Source organism: Pseudomonas sp. BRM28 (genome assembly GCF_002939405.1).
GTDB lineage: Bacteria > Pseudomonadota > Gammaproteobacteria > Pseudomonadales > Pseudomonadaceae > Aquipseudomonas > Aquipseudomonas palmensis.
The window spans coordinates 2786569-2803595 of sequence record NZ_PEFV01000001.1; the positions used below are offsets into that span (position 1 = coordinate 2786569).

Sequence of the window (17027 nt, forward strand, 5' to 3'; positions counted from 1 at the left end):
ACCATGAGCCTGCATTTCTCGACCCGCCACACGCCGCGACGACGGCTGCACCACTGGAAGATCGACCACCTGCCGGACACGCCGCTGGCCTTCGTGCGCCTGTGCATCGGCAATTACAAGGTCTGGTACTCAAGCATCCTGCTGTTGCAGTGCATCGCAGTGGTCAGCGCGGTGCTGATCCCCTGGGCGCTGGGCCTGATCACCCGGCAGGTGACCGAGGCAGCCTCGGTGCACGCCGCGCTGCCGGGGCTGGTGGCGCCCCTGAGCCTGTTCGGCACGCTGCTGGTGCTGGAACTGCTGAGCGCCCGCAGCGCCGCCGCCTGCCACATCAAGGTGCTGCCGCTGCAGCGGCGCACCGTGACCCATGCCTTGTTCGCCTACCTGCAACGCCATTCCCAGCGCTTTGTCAGCAGCGAGTTCGCCGGGGCGCTGGCGCACCGCATCGCCGAGGTGGCGCTGGGGGTCAACCAGACCCTGGGCATCCTGCTGTTCGACATGCTCGGCCTGGCGCTGACCCTGAGCCTGGCCACCGCCTTGCTGTGGAGCGCCTCGGGCCTGCTGGCCGCGTTCATGCTCGGCTGGTCACTGCTGTTCATTGGCGTTTGCTATGTTCTGGCGCGGCGCAGCCACCCGCTGGCGCAGCAGTATTCGGCGGCGCGCAGCACCAGCAACGGCAAGGTGGTGGACGCGGTGAGCAACCTCACCAATATCCGCCTGTTCGCCCGCCAGCCGTTCGAGCACGGCTACCTGGGGCACTACCTTGACCGCGAGGTGGACGCGGCCTACCGCTCGTTCTGGTACATGGAGAAGATCCGCTGGTTCCAGTCGGCCGGCGGCGTGGCCCTCAAGCTGGGCATGCTGGGGCTTGCGCTGCAGCAGTGGTACGTGGGGCGCATCGACATCGCCACCTTCGTCATGGCCACCAGCCTGTCGCTGCTGATCATCAATGACGTGAGCAACCTGTCGCGGCGCTTTCTGGAGTTCTTCGAGGCCACCGGCAACATCGCCAACGGCGTGCGCACCCTGGTGCGGCCCCACGAGGTGGTGGACCACCCCGGCGCACGGGCGCTGCCGCCGGTGCGCGGCGACATCGAGTTTCGCGACGTGAGCTTCGGCTATGCGCCCGACAAGCCGATCTTCCAGCACCTGAACCTGGTGATCCCGGCGGGGCAGACCGTGGGCCTGGTGGGCACCTCGGGCTCGGGCAAGTCGAGCCTGCTCAACCTGCTGCTGCGCCTGTACGACGTCAACAGCGGCCAGGTGCTGGTGGATGGACGCGATGTGCGCGAAGTGACCCAGCATTCGCTGCACCAGCAGATCGGCCTGATCCCCCAGGAACCTGGCCTGTTCCACCGCAGCATCGGCGAGAACATCCACTACGGGCGCCTGGAGGCCAGCTTCGAGGACGTGGTGCATGCCAGCCGCCGCGCCGGCGCCGACGACTTCATCGACAGCATGGAACACGGCTACGACTCGCTGGTGGGCGAGCGCGGGGTCAAGTTGTCGGGTGGCCAGCGCCAGCGCATCGCGATTGCCCGGGTGTTGCTCAAGAACGCCCCGATCCTGGTGATGGACGAAGCCACCTCCAGCCTGGACTCGCTCACCGAGCGTTTCATCCAGGAAAAACTCGACGAAATCATGCACGGCAAGACCGTGCTGGTGGTCGCGCACCGCTTGTCCACGGTGGCGCACCTGGACCGCATCCTGGTGTTCGACAAGGGCCGCCTGATCGAGGACGGCAGCCATGCACAACTGCTGCGCCAGCGCGGCCAGTACCACCGGTTGTGGAGTCGCCAGGCCGCTGGCCAGTTCGACGAAACACCCGCTACCGAATCTGCCTGAGAGTTTTCAAACGCCCAAGGAGGCGCCCATGCCGCATTTGTCCGAAGTCCCCAAACACGCCCCCCAACACGCACTGACCAGCGTTGCGCACCTGCATCAACGCCTGGATGCCTTGCTTCCCGAGATTGCGGCCGGTGCAGCCGAGCGTGAACGTGAGCGCCAGCTGCCGTATGACGCCATACGCCAGCTGGCCGCCGCAGGGCTCTATACCGTGCGCATCCCGCTCGCCTACGGTGGCCCCGGCGGCTCGGTGAGCGACGTTATCGGCCTGCTGCTGCGGGTGGCCTCGGTGGACTCCAATGTGGCCCAGGCCCTGCGCCCGGGCTTTGCCTTCGTCGAAGGGCTGCTGGCCGCCGACCATAGCGGTGCAGAGCAGGAACGCCAGCGCTGGTTCGCGCGCTACCTGGACGGTGCCGTGCTGGGCAACGCAGGCTGGGAGGTGGGCGGCGCCAATGGCGCGATCAGCGCGCGCATCGTGCCCGATGGCGAGCACTTTCGCGTCAGCGGCAGCAAGTACTACAGCACGGGCGCGCTGTACGCCGACTGGGTCAGCGCCGTGGCGCTGGACGAACAGGACAGACCGGTGTCGTTCGTGCTGCCGCGCGATCGCCTGGGCCTAGAGCTGGTGGACGACTTCGACGCGATGGGCCAGCGCCTGACCGCCAGTGGCACCACGCGCCTGAACGATGTGCAGGTGCTGGCCAGCGAGATCCGTCCGCGCACCGTGGAAGAGGGCAAGCGCACCATCGTCACCCCGTTTCTGCAGTTGTTCCTCGCCACCGTGGAGGCCGGCATCGCGCGCAATGCCCAGGAGGATGCAGTGCGCTTTGCCCGCGAGCATGCGCGACCGATCAAGCACAGCAGCGCCAGCCAGTCGGTGGACGACCCCTATGTGCAACTGAGCGTGGGCGAAGTGGCCGCGCGCGCCTTCACCGCCGAAGCGGTGGTGCTCAAGGCCGCAGCGGTGATCGACCGCGCCTGGGCCCTGCAACTGGACCCGCAGGCGGTGGATCAGGCCGCCATCGACGTGGCCCAGGCCCAGTACATCGCCGCCGAATCGGCGCTGCGGGCCGCCGAGCTGCTGTTCGATGTGGGCGGTGCGTCCACCACCGGGCGCAGCCACAACCTCGACCGGCACTGGCGCAACGCGCGTACGGTGGCCAACCACAACCCGCGCCACTGGAAGGCCTCGGCGGTCGGCACCTGGTACCTCAAGGGCACGCCGCCGCCGACCTCGGGGCTGTTCTGAGTGACCATGGCCGAACCCCTGCCGGCCTTGCGGCCGGTTTCGCGCAAGGTGCCGATGATCATCGGCTGCGCGCTGTGCATGGAACTGATCGACTCCACCGTGGTGATGACGGCCTTGCCGCAGATGGCCAGCGACTTCGGCGCGCCGAGCGTGCGCATGAACCTGGTGGTGTCGCTGTACATGCTGGCCGCCGCGCTGTGCGTGCCGGTCAGTGGCTGGGCCGCCGACCGCTTCGGCCCACGACGGCTGTTCGTGGTGGCGATCGTGCTGTTCATCGTGTCGTCGCTGGCCTGCGCGGCCTCCACCTCGCTGCTGCAGCTGTGCCTGGCGCGCATGCTGCAGGGCGCGGCGGGGGCGATGATGGTGCCGGTGGGGCAGGTGATCCTGCTGCGCTGGTCGCCGCGCGAAGACCTGATGCGCAACCTGTCGTACCTGACCATTCCGGCGCTGATCGGGCCCATGATCGGGCCGCCGCTGGGCGGGCTGATGGTGACGTTCGTGTCGTGGCACTGGATCTTCCTGATCAACCTGCCCATCGGCCTGGTGGGCATCGTGCTGGTGCTGCGCCATGTACCGCATTATCCCGGGGTTCGTGCGCGGGCGCTGGATGTGCGCGGGCTGCTGCTCAGCGGCACCGCGCTGGGGGCGCTGGTGTTCGGTTTCGAGGCGCTGGGCCACGGCCTGCTGCCACGAGCGTGGGTGGCGGTGATGATCGGGGCGGGGCTGCTGTGCGGCGCGTGGTACATCCGCCATGCACGGCGCTGCGCCGAACCGCTGCTGGACTTGTCGCTGCTGCGCATTCCCAGCTACCGCATCAGCTTCTGGGGCGGCAACCTGCTGCGCCTGGGTACCTCGTCGGGCCCGTTCCTGCTGGTGCTGATGTTTCAGCTGTGCTTTGGCCTGAGCCCGCTGCATGCGGGGCTGCTGACCCTGGCGGGCGGCGCGGGGGCGTTTCTGATGAAGCTGCTGGCAGTGCGCGTGGTGCGCCGCTTCGGCATCCGTCGCACGCTCACCGGCAATGCGCTGCTCACCGGGCTGACCCTGGGGGCCTGTGCCAGCTTTACCAGCGATACTCCGTACTGGGTGATCGTGCTGATGCTGTTCGCCAGCGCAGTGATTCGTTCGCTGCAGTTCAGCACCCTGGGCGCGCTGACCTATGCGGATGTACCGGCGGCGCTGAGCAGCCGGGCCAGCAGCCTGTCGGCGATGACGGTGCAGTTGAGCATGAGCCTGTCGGTGGGGCTGGCCGCCTCGCTGCTGGGGGTGCTGATGAACCTGCGCGGGCACACCACCCCCGTCACCAGCGACGTGGCCTGGGTGATGCTGCTGTGCGGGCTGGCGTGCATGGCCTCGGCACTGGTGTTCCGGCGCCTGGCAGCGGACGCCGGCAATGCGGTGTATGCCGCGCGTGGCTGATCAGATCGACAGGTTGAGCACCCGCTCGCCCTGGGTGGCGCCAGTGGGCCGGCGGCGATTGACCGCCAGTTCGCCGATCTTGATCAGGCGGGTACGCGTGACATTGCGGGTCAGGCCCAGCAGGTTGGCGGTGTGCACCTGGTTGTAGTGGCTGAAGCGGTAGGCCGCGCGCAACAGCGCGTCCTCGACCTGTTCGTGCAACGCGCCGGCCTGTTCCTCGAAGAGTTTCTGGAAGGCCCGCTCGAGCAGCGCCTGGGCCGAGTCGTCCTGGCTGGGGCTGTCGTCCTGGCGTTCGATGCGCATGTTCGACAGGCGCAGGTCGTCGTGCTCGATCAGGCCGTCGCGGCAGATCAGCAGGGTGTGGTGGATGACGTTTTCCAGCTCGCGGATGTTGCCCGGCCAGCCGTAGGTGCGCAGCTTGTGCTCGGCCTGGGCGCTCAGGCGCACCTGGCCGTAGCCCAGGCGCTGGCTGTAGGCATCGATGAAGTGGCGGGTCAGCGGCAGGATGTCGCCGGGGCGTTCGCGCAGCGGCACCAGCTCCAGGCTGACCACGTCCAGACGGTAATAGAGGTCTTCGCGAAAGTGCCCGGCATTGATCGCCTTTTCCAGCTGCACGTTGGTGGCGGCCAGTACCCGCACATCGATGGGAATGCTCTTGCGCGAGCCCAGGCGCACCACTTCGCGCTCCTGCAGCACGCGCAGCAGCTTGACCTGGATCGGCATCGGCAGGTCGCCGATCTCGTCGAGGAACAGGGTGCCGCCGTTGGCCTCTTCGAACCAGCCGGCCTTGGCCGCCAGGGCGCCGGTGAAGGCGCCTTTCTCGTGGCCGAACAGCTCGGCCTCGACCAGCGATTCGGAAAACGCGCCGCAGTTGACGGCCACGAACGGCTTGTCACGTCGCCCGCTCAGGTTGTGAATGTGGCGCGCCACCAGCTCTTTGCCGGTACCGGTCTCGCCGATGATCAGCACGCTGGCTTCGCTGGGCGCCACCTGTTGCAGGTGCGCCAGCAGCGCACGTGACTTGGGGTCTTCGAACACCTGCGCGGTGGCGCGGATCGAGGTGGCCAACGCGGGCGAGGGCGGTAGGGTCAACAATTGCATGGCAGTCACACTATGAATAGAACGTCGGAATCGGCAGGCGCTGGTTCAAGGCCCAGTCGCCCAGTTCGTGGAGTTTGTAATCCAGCGGGTCGTGCAGGCTCTGGGTGCGCAGGTTGCGCCAGTGCCGGTCGAGCCCCACCGAGGCCTGCGTGGCGCGGGCGCCGGTGACCTCGAAGACCTTGCTGCACAGCTCCAGGCCGTCGCGGCTGGCCGCCACCTTGGCGGTGGCGATGGCCACCGCCACGCGGCCGCGCTGGTCTGCGCCGAGCGCGGCGCCCTTGGCCCAGGCCCGGTCGAGTTCGCCGGCGGCGTTGTCGAGCAGCAGCCGGGCGCCTTGCAGGCGTACCCAGAAGTCGCCGAAGTGGCCCAGTACATAAGGATCGTCGCGGCTATCAAGGGCTGTGGACTTGAACCAGGGCCGGGTCTCGTTGAGGGTGTACTGGCGCGCTTCTTCGAACGCGCCTTCGGCGATGCCCAGGCAGATGTTGGCGAAATGCAGCTGGGCGATCAGCGGCCGCAGGCAGGCGAACGGCGTGCTCAGCGGGCCGGGGTCGAGCAGCAGGTCGCCTTCCTCCACGCGTACCCGTTCGAAGGTGGCGCTGCCGCTGTCGGTCTGGCGCTGGCCCATGTTGTGCCAGTCGTCGTGCAGGGTGATGCCGGTGCGACCGCTGGGTATCGCGGCAATCAGCAGCTTGCCCCCGGCCGCCTCGTCCACGGCCGAGGCAATCAGCATTTGTGAATCGCTGGCGCCCGAGCAGAAGCTCTTCTTGCCGGAGAATTCACGCCAGCTGCCGTGGTGCTTGACGATGGTGCGGGTGTCGAGGGGGTTGAGGGCATTGCCCCAGAACCAGTTCTTGCGCGCCGTCAGCTCGTACCAGGGCTGCCATTGCGAAGGTGCGCCGAACAGACGCACGGTGGCCAGCATCAGGTGGTGAAAGCCGAACACATGGGCAATCGAGCTGTCGACCCGGGCGAATTCGCGCACCACATCGAAGGTCTGGCTCCAGGTGGCGTTCAGCCCGCCGAACTCGCGGGGGATGCTCAGGGCCAGCAGGCCGCTGGCACGCAGGGCATCGCGTTCGGCCTTGGGCGTGCCGCCCTTGCGGTCGCGCTCTACCACGCTGCGGCTGAACGTCTGGGCCAGGTCGCGGGCAATCTGCAGCGGGGTCGATCGAGGGGTATGCAACGTGGCGCTCACGCGGGTTACCTGTGCAAAAAGGTTCGGGCCTCAAGGCCGGGCCCTGTCGATGCTAAATGATCTAAAAAACCTTAAATAAATAACGTTTAGGAATTTTGATATACAGCTTTTCATATTCCAAACGGATCTATATTTGTCGTTATTTATTCTTTTTGATTTTTATCTTTGCGGTGCACTCTGCATTCACGCACTGCAACGACGGTGCTCCCAACTGCTAAGGAGCCACACCATGACCATCAAGGCGATAAACGTACGTAACCAGTTCAAGGGCACCATCAAGGAGATCATCGAGGGGCCGGTGGTCTCGGAAATCGACGTGCAGACCCAGGCCGGCATCGTCACCTCGGTGATCACCACGCGGTCGGTGCATGAGCTGGAACTGAGGATTGGCAGCGAGGTGATCGCGTTCGTGAAGTCGACCGAGGTGTCGATCGCGAAGCTGTGAGAGGGGTGTGACGGTGAGCGCCGGGTGGCCTCACCGCAATGCTCAGTCGGCTGTCAGCACGTCCCTTCTGGCCGGCAACACTTCCAGCTCCCCGAACGACACCGACGCATCCACGTAGCGCAGCGCCGATTTCACGTCGCGCCAGCCCACGTGGGCCATCAGCGCTTTCATGTCCCAGCCATTGCCACTGGCCCAGGTGGCAAAGCCACGACGCAGCGAGTGGCTGCTGTAGAGGCTGGCGGGTAGCCCGGCATCTGCAAAAATCCGCCTCAGCAGCACGATCAGGCTGCCACTGTTGAGCGCCTGCTCGCCCAGGTTGCCCCAGCGATCGAGCTTGCGAAACACCGGCCCGCGGGCGATGCCCGCCACGCTGATCCAGTCGATGTAGGCCTGTACCGGACACAGGCTCTTCAGGGCAGGGGTGCGATGACTGACCCCGCGGCCCTGCCGGTCCCCTTTGCTTTGCGCCAGGTACAGCTGCATGCCCACGCCCGCCTGGGCCTGAATGTGCTCCACGCGCAGGCGCGCCAGCTCATCGCCCCTGAACCCTCGCCAGAACCCGATCAGCAGCAGGGCGACATCGCGCCGTGCGCGCAGCAGCTCGGGCAGGCAGTGCGCCTGTTGCGCCTGTGCGGCCTTGGCGTGCAGTGCGTCGACCGTGCGCTGCAGGTGTTCCAGGGTCAGGGCTGCTGCCTGGCGCTCCTGCGCCGGATGCACCGCGCGTATGCCCTTGAGCATCTGGCGCACCAGCGGCGCCTTGGTGGGGTCGGGAAAGCCCTGGCTGGTGTGCCACTGGCCCAGCGCGGCCAGGCGCTGGCGCAAGGTGTTGATCGAGTGCTGCTCGGCGTAATCGGCCAGGTAGCGCGCGATGCTGTCGGCCGTGGCCGGTAGAAAGCCACCCCAGCTCACCTCGAAATGCTCCACGGCCGCGCGATAGCTGCGCCGCGTGTTGTCCCTTACGGCTGCGTCCAGGTAGCGATCGAGCTTGTTCATCGGCAGGTTCTCCATCGGTGTACGGCTGAGCGACTGCAACCGGGCGTTTTTTGCCTATCACATGTGATAAGCCGTGATTATTTCATCTTTTATTCTGATTTCTATAGGCATTTTTTCAATTTCATTTAGTATGTATCTACATAGTACGTACCACATTACGAAATAGTAGGAGCACCCATGGCCCGTGGCGGTATCAACAAGGCAATCGTGCAGAAGGCGCGTCAGGCGCTATTGGCCCGTGGCGAACACCCCAGTATCGATGCCGTACGTATCGAGCTGGGCAACACCGGGTCCAAGACCACGATTCACCGCTACCTCAAGGAGCTGGACGCGCAGCAACCGACACTGGCAGCGGACAAGCCGGGCATGAGCGAAGCCCTGGCCAACCTGGTCAGTCAGCTGGCCCAGCAACTGGTGGAGGAGGGCGACGCACGTATCGAAGCGGCGCAGAACGTGTTCGACCATGAAAAGGCGGCGTTGCAGGGCGAACTGCAGGCGATCCAGCAGGCGCTGGCGACCCTGCAGCAGCAACACCAGATTCAGGCCGAGGCGCTGGCGGGTGAGTCGGTGCAGTTGGCCACGACCCGCAGTACCCTGCAGACCGAGCAGACGCGCAATGCCACCTTGAATCAGGCGGTAGGTGAGTTGAACCTGCGCCTGAACGACAAGGACGAGCAGATCCAGTCGCTGGAAGACAAGCACCAGCATGCCCGCGATGCACTGGAGCATTACCGCACCGCCACCCGTGAGCAGCGCGAGCAGGATCAGCGCCGCCATGAGGCGCAGGTGCAGCAGTTGCAGGTCGAGGTGCGTCAGTTGCAGCAGAGCCTGATCGTCAAGCAGGACGAACTGACGCGGCTCAACCGCGACAACGAGCGCTTGCTGGTGGAGGCGCGGCAGGTGCAGCGTGAGCGGCAGGCGCTGCAGGACCAGCAGGCGCAACAGGCACAGGAGATCAAGACCTTGATGGCCAGCCTGGCGCAGTCGTTGGGTGCGCGGGAGGAGCTGCTGCGGCAGAACCAGGTGCTGGGGCAGCAGGTGGAGCAGGGGGCGGGTGAACAACGCCAGCAACAGCAGGTGATCGAGCAATTGCAGGCGCAGGTCGAGCAGCGCGATGCAGAGCTGGAGGCCTTGAAGGCAAAGGAGCAAGCCTCAGACCAAGCTGAAGCCGAGCAGACAGGGCTGCCGACTCACCTCTGACAGGGCAGGGTGCGTTGCAGCGAATCTAGGAGCCGGCCTTGCCGGCGTCTTGGGGCGCCAGCTAGTCGCGCAATGACAAGCGCATCGCACACCGCCCCTGCAACCCTCGCGAAGCCTCGTACGCCATCTGCCGGCGCAACATACCGCTTAACGACGCCTCTTCCAGCCTCTCGAAACCCAACCGTGCATAAAACGGTGCATTCCACGGCACCGCCACAAAGGTGGTGAGGGTCAGGGCCGCGAAGCCCTGGGCCTCGGCATGCGCGCGCACGGCCGCAATCAATCGCCGACCCAGGCCCTGGCCTTGCTGCGCATGATCCACCGCCAGCTCTTCGATGTGCAGCGACTCATCGAACGCGCTGGCACACACGAACCCAATTGGGCGGTCCCGCCGATCCACCACCACCCACTCGAGCCCGGCAGCCACGAACTCCAGGTGCTCGACGCTGCTGAGCACCGTGTGCTCGGCAATCCACGCCAGTGCCGGCACTTGCACAAAGGCCTGGGCCGCAGAGCGCTCTATGGCAGGCAGCAGGGGAGCATCGGTAGGGGTCGCCAGGCGAATGGAAAAGGACATCGGGCACGCTCTGCAATGGGAACCCACGCAGTCTGTGCAAAGCACCAGGGTTGTGCAAGCGCCCCCGGCATGGGCAATACGGGGGCACGCTTTTTCCTTGCCAGTGGCGACATAAATCATAATTTCGCTAATACCCGGCGGCGCACAGAATGCGGGCAACCCCCTCATGCAGAAGCGCACAGCCATGACCGTTGAAAAAACCCGAATTGATACGCTTGTAGTAGGCGCCGGTCAGGCCGGCGTGGCCATGAGTGAGCACCTGGGCCGCCTCGGGGTGCAGCACCTGGTGCTGGAACGCAACCGCATCGCCGAAGCCTGGCGCACCGGTCGCTGGGACTCGCTGGTGGCCAACGGCCCGGCCTGGCACGACCGCTTCCCGGGCCTGGAATTCGAAGGCCTGGATGCCGACGCCTTCGCCGGCAAGGATCAGGTGGCGGCCTACTTCGAGACCTATGCCAAGAAGATCGACGCGCCCATTCGTACCGGTGTCGAAGTGCTCAAGGTCGAACGCAACGAAGGTCGCCCGGGCTTTACGGTGCAGACCTCCACGGGCCTGATCGAGGCCAACCAGGTGGTGGTGGCCACCGGGCCGTTCCAGCGCCCGGTGATCCCGCCTATCGCTCCGCAGCTTCCCGGCATTACCCAGCTGCATTCGGCCGACTACCACAACCCCCGGCAATTGCCCGAAGGCGCGGTGCTGGTGGTGGGCGCGGGCTCCTCGGGTGTGCAGATCGCCGATGAACTGCAGCGCGCCGGCAAGCAGGTGTACCTGTCGGTGGGCGCGCACGATCGCCCGCCACGTGCCTACCGCAATCGCGACTTCTGCTGGTGGCTGGGGGTGCTCGGCCTGTGGGACGCCGAAGGCGTGCAGCCCGGCAAGGAGCACGTGACCATCGCGGTCAGCGGTGCCCGTGGCGGACATACCGTGGACTTTCGCAAGCTGGCCCACCAGGGCATCACGCTGGTGGGCCTGACCCGCGCATTCGATCAAGGTGTGGTCAGCTTCGAGGCCAACCTGGCCGAGAACATCGCCCGCGGCGACGAGAACTACCTGGCGCTGCTCGATGCCGCCGACGACTACATTGCACGCAACGGCCTGGACCTGCCCGAAGAACCCGAAGCACGCCACATGCTGCCCGACCCGCAGTGCCTGACCCAACCGATTCTTGAGCTGGACCTGGCCAAGGCCGGTGTCAGCTCGATCATCTGGGCCACCGGCTACTCGACCGACTACAGCTGGCTGAAGGTCGATGCCTTCAAGCCCGACGGCAAGCCACAGCATCAGCGCGGTGTGTCCCGCGAACCGGGGATCTATTTCGTCGGCCTGCCGTGGCTGTCGCGCCGTGGCTCCGCCTTTATCTGGGGCGTGTGGCACGACGCCCGGCACATCGCCGAGCACATCGTGAAACAGCGCACCTATTTCGACTACCGCGACGCCGCGCAACGCGAGGCTGCCGCCCACTGTGATTCCAACGTCCAGAAACTGGGAGTACGTTGATGCCTACCCATACCCGCATCCGCATGTTCAACACCAAGGATACCTACCCCAACCAGACCCTGGACAACGATCTGTGCCAGGCCGTGCGTGCCGGCAACACGGTCTACGTGCGTGGCCAGGTGGGCACCGATTTCGACGGTCAACTGGTCGGCCTTGGCGACCCGCGGGCCCAGGCCGAGCAGGCCATGCGCAACGTCAAGCAACTGCTCGAAGAAGCCGGCAGCGACCTGAGCCACATCGTCAAGACCACCACCTACCTGATCGACCCGCGCTACCGCGAGCCGGTGTACCAGGAGGTCGGCAAATGGCTCAAGGGCGTGTTTCCGATTTCCACCGGGCTGGTGGTCAGCGCCCTGGGCCAACCGCAGTGGCTGATGGAAATCGACGTGATCGCGGTGATCCCCGAATAAGGAGCGGCACATGACTTTTTCTATCGTCGGACGCTGCGCCGAAACCGGTCAGCTGGGTATCGCCATCAGCTCGTCGAGCATCGCCGTGGGCGCGCGTTGCCCCTGGCTGCGCGCCGGCGTGGGCGCGGTGTCGAGCCAGAACATCACGTTGCCGGCGCTGGGCCCGCAGATACTCGATGGCCTGGCCGACGGGCTGGCACCTGCCACGGCCCTGGACCAGGCGCTGTCGAGCAATGGCTATGGCCAGTACCGTCAGGTAGCGGTGGTGGATGCCCAGGGGCGCACCGCACTCTTCAGTGGCAGCCACGCACTGGGCACCCACAATGCAGTGGCAGGCGATCAATGCGTGGCCGCCGGCAACCTGCTGGCCAGCAGCGCGGTGATCGAACGCATGGTCGAGGCCTTCGAGCGCAGCGAGGGCTGCCTGGCCGCCCGGTTGCTCACGGCATTGCAGGCGGGGCAGGCCGCAGGCGGCGAGGCCGGGGCGGTGCACTCGGCGGCACTGTCGGTGGTCGGCGACCTGACCTGGCCGATCGTCGACCTGCGGGTGGACTGGGCCGACGAGAATCCCATCGGCGAACTGCACAAACTGTGGACCGCCTATGAACCCCAGTTGCAGGACTACCTGACCCGCGCCCTGGACCCGACGCAGGCGCCCAGCTACGGAGTGCCCGGCGATGAGTGAATGGCGCAGCCGCACCCTGCTGGCGCAGCTGGTCGGCTTCGCCACGGTGAGCCGGGATTCGAACCTGGCGCTGATCGAGTTCGTGCGCGATTACCTGGACGATCTGGGGGTGGACTGCGAGCTGATCTACAACGCCGAACGCACCAAGGCCAACTTGCTGGCCAGCATCGGCCCGGGTGTGGAGGGTGGCGTGGTGCTGTCCGGACACACTGATGTGGTGCCGGTGGACGGCCAGGCCTGGACGGTGCCGCCGTTCGACCTGAGCGAGCAGGACGGCAAGCTGTACGGCCGGGGCACTGCCGACATGAAAGGCTACCTGGCCTCGGTGCTGGCGGCGGTGCCGCTGTTTCTGGCAAGCCCGTTGCGCCGCCCGGTACACCTGGCGTTTTCGTATGACGAAGAGGTGGGTTGCCTGGGGGTACGCAGCCTGCTCGAGGTGTTGCCACGGCGTATCCCGATGCCGGCGCTGTGCCTGATCGGCGAACCCACCGAACTCAAGCCGGTGCTCGGGCACAAGGGCAAGCTGGCCATGCGCTGCCATGTGCACGGCGCGGCCTGTCATTCGGCCTACGCGCCCTATGGCGTCAACGCCATCGAGCAGGCGGCGCGGCTGATCGGCCAGCTGGGCGCAATCGGTACGCGCCTGGCGGCGCCGGAGCTTCACGACGAACGATTTGACCCGGCATTTTCGACCGTGCAGGTGGGCACGATCCAGGGCGGCACGGCGCTGAACATCGTGCCGGCCGATTGCCGTTTCGATTTCGAGGTGCGGGCGCTGCCGGCGTTCGCCCCGCAAGCGGTGGCCGATGAATTGCAGGCGTTTGCCGCGCGCGAAGTAGTGCCGGCGATGCAGGCGGTCAATGCCGACAGCGGCATTCGTTTCGAAGCACTGTCGAGCTACCCGGGGCTTGCCACGCCACCGGACAGCGCGGCGGCGCAGCTGATTGCCCGGCTGTGCGGCAGCGATGCCTTCAGCACGGTGGCCTTTGGCACCGAAGGCGGGCTGTTCGACCAGGCCGGGATACCGGCGGTGGTCTGCGGGCCGGGCAGCATGGACCAGGGACACAAGCCGGACGAATACGTCAGCGTCGAACAGCTGGCTGGTTGTGACCGATTGATGGAGCGTCTGGCGGCGTTTTTGAGCGAGACATAACACACAGATCGGCATACGAGCCGGCCAACGTTGCACCTTTTACTGCCGTAGAGCAGGACGACCGTACCCGCGGTCGCCTAACAAAACCCCGCCGGCGCGCACGAGCGTGCCGGCCTAGTCGAGGAAGTGAGCCATGACCCGATCCTTGCGTTGCAGCGTTCCGTTTGCCCTGGCCCTGTTGAGCAGTGCCGTGTTTGCCGCCCCGCAGAACCTGACCGTCATCTCGTTTGGCGGCGCCACCAAGCAGGCACAGGAAAAGGCCTACTTCCAGCCATTCAATGCCAGCGGTGCGGGCACCGTGGTGGCAGGCGAGTACAACGGCGAGCTGTCGAAAATCAAGGCCATGGTCGACGTCGGCCACACCAGCTGGGATGTGGTCGAGGTCGAAAGCCCCGAACTGTTGCGCGGCTGTGATGAAGGCCTGTTCGAGAAACTCGACCCGCAACGTTTCGGTGACCAGGCCAATTTTGTGCCCGGCACCTTCACCGAGTGCGGCGTGGCCACCTATGTATGGTCGATGGTGATGGCCTACGACCATGCCAAGCTGGCCAAGGGTCCGACCTCATGGGCGGACTTCTGGAACGTGAAGGACTTCCCCGGCAAGCGCGGCCTGCGCAAGGGAGCCAAGTACACCCTGGAGATCGCCTTGCTCGCCGACGGCGTCAAGCCCGATGAGTTGTACAAGGTGCTCGGCACCCCTGAAGGGGTGAGCCGCGCGTTCGCCAAGCTGGACCAGATCAAGTCCAACATCCAGTGGTGGGAAGCCGGGGCGCAACCTGCGCAGTGGTTGATTGCCGGCGATGTGGTGATGAGCGCGGCGTACAACGGGCGCATCGCGGCTGCGCAGAAGGAGGGCATGAAGCTGAGCATCGTATGGCCGCAGAGCCTGTTCGACCCTGAATACTGGGCGGTGGTGAAGGGTACGCCGAACAAGAAACTGGCCGAGGATTTCATTGCGTTCGCCAGCCAGCCACAGGCGCAGAAGGTGTTCTCGGAAAACATTCCGTATGGCCCGGTAAACAAGCAGACCCTGGGTTTGCTGCCAGCCGAAGTACAGAAGCAGTTGCCCACTGCCGAAGCCAACCTGGCCCAGGCGCGAGCAGTGGATGCGGCGTTCTGGGTTGACCATGGCGAGGAGCTGGAACAACGCTTCAATGCCTGGGCGGCGCGCTGATTCGAGCCAATATCCCACCCTGGCCTTAGCCCCCGCTACTGATACTTCTGTCAGTAGCGGGCTGGTGTTGCTCACCGTTACTGTTTGCCTTGCCGTTGGGCAGACAGTGGGAGAGCGACATGAACACCTTGCGACATACGCTGGCCCGGCCTGTCCGTACCGAACAAGGCCCCCTGGAACATCGAGACGCGCCGCCCGTATGCGCGTCACCAGCACGCAATGGCAGCCAACGGCAACCCCTGAAGTGTGATCGACATGGGCAATCCTGCCAAAGGAGCCGGTGATGCCCATCCATCTTGCCACCAGAGCTTGTTGTTTGCTGGCAGCAGTACTGCTGACTGGCTGCATCCATCCGAGCCAGCAGTCGACGCCTCATGCGCCAGGCACCCAGGCGTCGAGCAGCGAGCTTTCCTCCGTCGACGCTTCGCCTGGCGAAGCCGCTGCGCGCGCACGTTGCACGCGCTACTTCGAGTCGGGGCAGTGGAGCTACCGCTACGACCCAGGCATCCGCAAGAACGCCTGGACCCTGGAGCTCACGCCTACCTATTGCGGGCGACGCATCCACCAGGACGAAACCAACGCCGCCTACGCGGAACTGTACAAGCGCTACGGCAGTGACTGGCGCTGGCGCCTCGACAACGGGGGCGGCATGCGTCGTCAGTTGGTGTGCCACCTGGCCACCGCCCGCTACAAGAAAACCTGGAACCTGGAGCCTTTTCGACCCGATGTGTCTCATCGCGTATCGGTGGCTGCCGGTTGCAATCCGACGCCACGTTGACAGGCAGTTTCAGCACTGCAGCACAAGGAGTGGACCATGAACAGGTTAAAGGTGTTGATGTTTCTGGGGTGCGTCGCAGCCAGTGCGCCGGGGTTGGCACAGTGGGCGCCTGGCTCACCACGCAGCTCGCTGGAGGACGGCAACGCCACCGTAGCCGACCTCAGGTACAACTACAGCGCAGGCAACACCCATTGCGGTGATTCAGGCAAACCGCCGTTTCTATGCAGCGGTGTCCTGATGCGCGTCACCCAGCGGCCGCAGAACCCCGGGGCATTTCGCATCTGGGACCCTAGCCCGACCTCGGCGAGAAGTGGCGGAACCTCGTTCTCCTACATACGTTACGACGCAAGGTTCAGGTCAGTGGCGTGGGGCTTCAACGACGGTCTGATCATGTATCCCCAGGACCGCAGGCCAGCGGGCAAGGACCTGCTGATGGTGCAGTGCGCCTACAGCATGGATGGCTGGAACTGGTTCAGGAACACACCCTGCGGCACCATGGTCTACGAGGGAGTTGTTTACCCACATAGTCGGCCATGCCAGAGCCAGGGCGTTACCACGCCACAACAATGGCTCGGGATCTGGTACCAGCCCGCCAAGTACCGCCCGCTGAATCAATGCGGCTTCGACATGCGCAGGGGCGTTGCCAACAGTGCCGGTTACTTCATGCTCATGCTGCAGATGAAAAACATACTGGCCGCAGAAGGGTTCAGCGAGCAGAACGAACTTGTTGTTACGACATGGCCGGCGGGTCGTGCCAGAACCCTGCCCATCCAGGCTTTCTTCTATATGCCAGTGGGTGTGCCTGCCCACTGGCCGGCAGGGGTACCGAACGGGCTGGCCGCTGCCAGGCTCAACCAGAAGGAGTTTCGGGCCGACACCGGCATCATCGTGCCCATTGTGCGGCTGACGCCACCTGCCAACATCAATGATCACTTTCGCTTCGACTTTATCGTTGCCGATCAAGCCGAAACAGGGTCGACCGGGGTCGTGCCTCCGAAACCGGTGCCAGGCCGCTGCCCGCGTTACATAGACTCGGTGAAATGGGGCGCGATCAATGGCAACCAGTGGAGCCTGGAAATCAAGCCTTCCGCCTGTACCCGCACTATCGCCGCAGACCAGACCGACCTGGCGTTCCAGGAGCTGCTGAACAAGGCCGGCAGTGACCGGCAGTGGAGCAACACCAACAGCATGCGTCGCCAGTTCGTCTGCCTGCTGACCACGTACCGAACCAAAGCATCCTGGTTCATCGAGCCGCATCGCCCTTATGTGTCCCACGAGGCGGCGGTCAAGGCCAACTGCAACCCCTAG

At 65.3% G+C, this 17027-nt stretch carries 16 protein-coding genes; 12 read left to right on the forward strand and 4 right to left on the reverse strand.

Annotated features, from left to right (window positions below):
- Positions 1 to 3: 3 nt before the first annotated feature.
- The 3 genes from CR917_RS13300 to CR917_RS13310 are packed head-to-tail and all read left to right on the forward strand — an operon-like array spanning position 4 to position 4507.
- Positions 4 to 1842, forward strand: coding sequence for an ABC transporter ATP-binding protein (locus CR917_RS13300; RefSeq protein ID WP_104572452.1), 1839 nt, complete (start codon positions 4 to 6; stop codon positions 1840 to 1842).
- 28 nt (positions 1843 to 1870) lie between these two features.
- Complete coding sequence (locus tag CR917_RS13305; protein ID WP_043862769.1) at positions 1871 to 3091, forward strand: acyl-CoA dehydrogenase family protein; 1221 nt, start codon at positions 1871 to 1873, stop codon at positions 3089 to 3091.
- A 6-nt stretch (positions 3092 to 3097) separates the two neighbouring features.
- On the forward strand, positions 3098 to 4507 hold the full coding sequence (locus tag CR917_RS13310) for an MFS transporter (protein WP_236176280.1): 1410 nt from the start codon (positions 3098 to 3100) through the stop codon (positions 4505 to 4507).
- On the opposite strand, the gene CR917_RS13315 is transcribed toward CR917_RS13310, so the two are convergent.
- Entirely contained in the window at positions 4508 to 5608 is a 1101-nt protein-coding gene (locus CR917_RS13315) for a sigma-54-dependent Fis family transcriptional regulator (protein ID WP_043862771.1), read from the reverse strand.
- Between the two features lie 10 nt (positions 5609 to 5618).
- Positions 5619 to 6794: an acyl-CoA dehydrogenase family protein gene (locus CR917_RS13320; protein ID WP_213086009.1), complete on the reverse strand. Its 1176-nt coding sequence runs from the start codon at positions 6792 to 6794 to the stop codon at positions 5619 to 5621.
- Positions 6795 to 7035: 241 nt separating this feature from the next.
- Between CR917_RS13320 and CR917_RS13325 the strand changes: the two genes are divergently transcribed.
- On the forward strand, positions 7036 to 7251 hold the full coding sequence (locus CR917_RS13325) for a molybdopterin-binding protein (protein ID WP_043862773.1): 216 nt from the start codon (positions 7036 to 7038) through the stop codon (positions 7249 to 7251).
- A gap of 42 nt (positions 7252 to 7293) precedes the next feature.
- On the opposite strand, the gene CR917_RS13330 is transcribed toward CR917_RS13325, so the two are convergent.
- A complete protein-coding gene (locus CR917_RS13330) occupies positions 7294 to 8244 on the reverse strand; it encodes a site-specific integrase (protein WP_058540184.1) in 951 nt (316 codons plus the stop codon).
- A gap of 177 nt (positions 8245 to 8421) precedes the next feature.
- On the opposite strand from CR917_RS13330, the gene CR917_RS13335 reads away from it, so the two are divergent.
- Positions 8422 to 9444 carry a DNA-binding protein gene (locus tag CR917_RS13335; protein WP_104572453.1) on the forward strand — a complete coding sequence of 341 codons (1023 nt, stop codon included), beginning with the start codon at positions 8422 to 8424 and terminating at the stop codon, positions 9442 to 9444.
- A 61-nt stretch (positions 9445 to 9505) separates the two neighbouring features.
- On the opposite strand, the gene CR917_RS13340 is transcribed toward CR917_RS13335, so the two are convergent.
- A complete protein-coding gene (locus tag CR917_RS13340; RefSeq protein WP_104572454.1) occupies positions 9506 to 10021 on the reverse strand; it encodes a GNAT family N-acetyltransferase in 516 nt (171 codons plus the stop codon).
- Positions 10022 to 10187: 166 nt separating this feature from the next.
- On the opposite strand from CR917_RS13340, the gene CR917_RS13345 reads away from it, so the two are divergent.
- The 7 genes from CR917_RS13345 (at position 10188) to CR917_RS13375 (ending at position 17027) form a co-directional block, all read left to right on the forward strand.
- Positions 10188 to 11519, forward strand: a complete 1332-nt coding sequence (locus CR917_RS13345) for a flavin-containing monooxygenase (RefSeq protein WP_371920436.1) — start codon at positions 10188 to 10190, stop codon at positions 11517 to 11519.
- The gene (locus CR917_RS13350) at positions 11519 to 11929 is read left to right on the forward strand and encodes a RidA family protein (protein WP_003182257.1); all 411 of its coding nucleotides are present in this window, start codon (positions 11519 to 11521) and stop codon (positions 11927 to 11929) included. Before CR917_RS13345 ends, CR917_RS13350 begins: the two co-directional genes overlap by 1 nt.
- A 10-nt stretch (positions 11930 to 11939) precedes the next feature.
- Positions 11940 to 12614, forward strand: coding sequence for a DUF1028 domain-containing protein (locus CR917_RS13355; RefSeq protein ID WP_043862778.1), 675 nt, complete (start codon positions 11940 to 11942; stop codon positions 12612 to 12614).
- A complete protein-coding gene (argE, locus tag CR917_RS13360; RefSeq protein ID WP_043862779.1) occupies positions 12607 to 13767 on the forward strand; it encodes an acetylornithine deacetylase in 1161 nt (386 codons plus the stop codon). The genes CR917_RS13355 and argE overlap by 8 nt, the downstream gene beginning before the upstream one ends.
- Positions 13768 to 13900: 133 nt before the next feature.
- Complete coding sequence (locus CR917_RS13365) at positions 13901 to 14941, forward strand: ABC transporter substrate-binding protein (protein WP_043862780.1); 1041 nt, start codon at positions 13901 to 13903, stop codon at positions 14939 to 14941.
- Positions 14942 to 15224: 283 nt separating this feature from the next.
- Positions 15225 to 15719 carry a DUF2599 domain-containing protein gene (locus CR917_RS13370; protein WP_104572455.1) on the forward strand — a complete coding sequence of 165 codons (495 nt, stop codon included), beginning with the start codon at positions 15225 to 15227 and terminating at the stop codon, positions 15717 to 15719.
- A 36-nt stretch (positions 15720 to 15755) separates the two neighbouring features.
- Entirely contained in the window at positions 15756 to 17027 is a 1272-nt protein-coding gene (locus CR917_RS13375) for a DUF2599 domain-containing protein (RefSeq protein WP_104572456.1), read from the forward strand.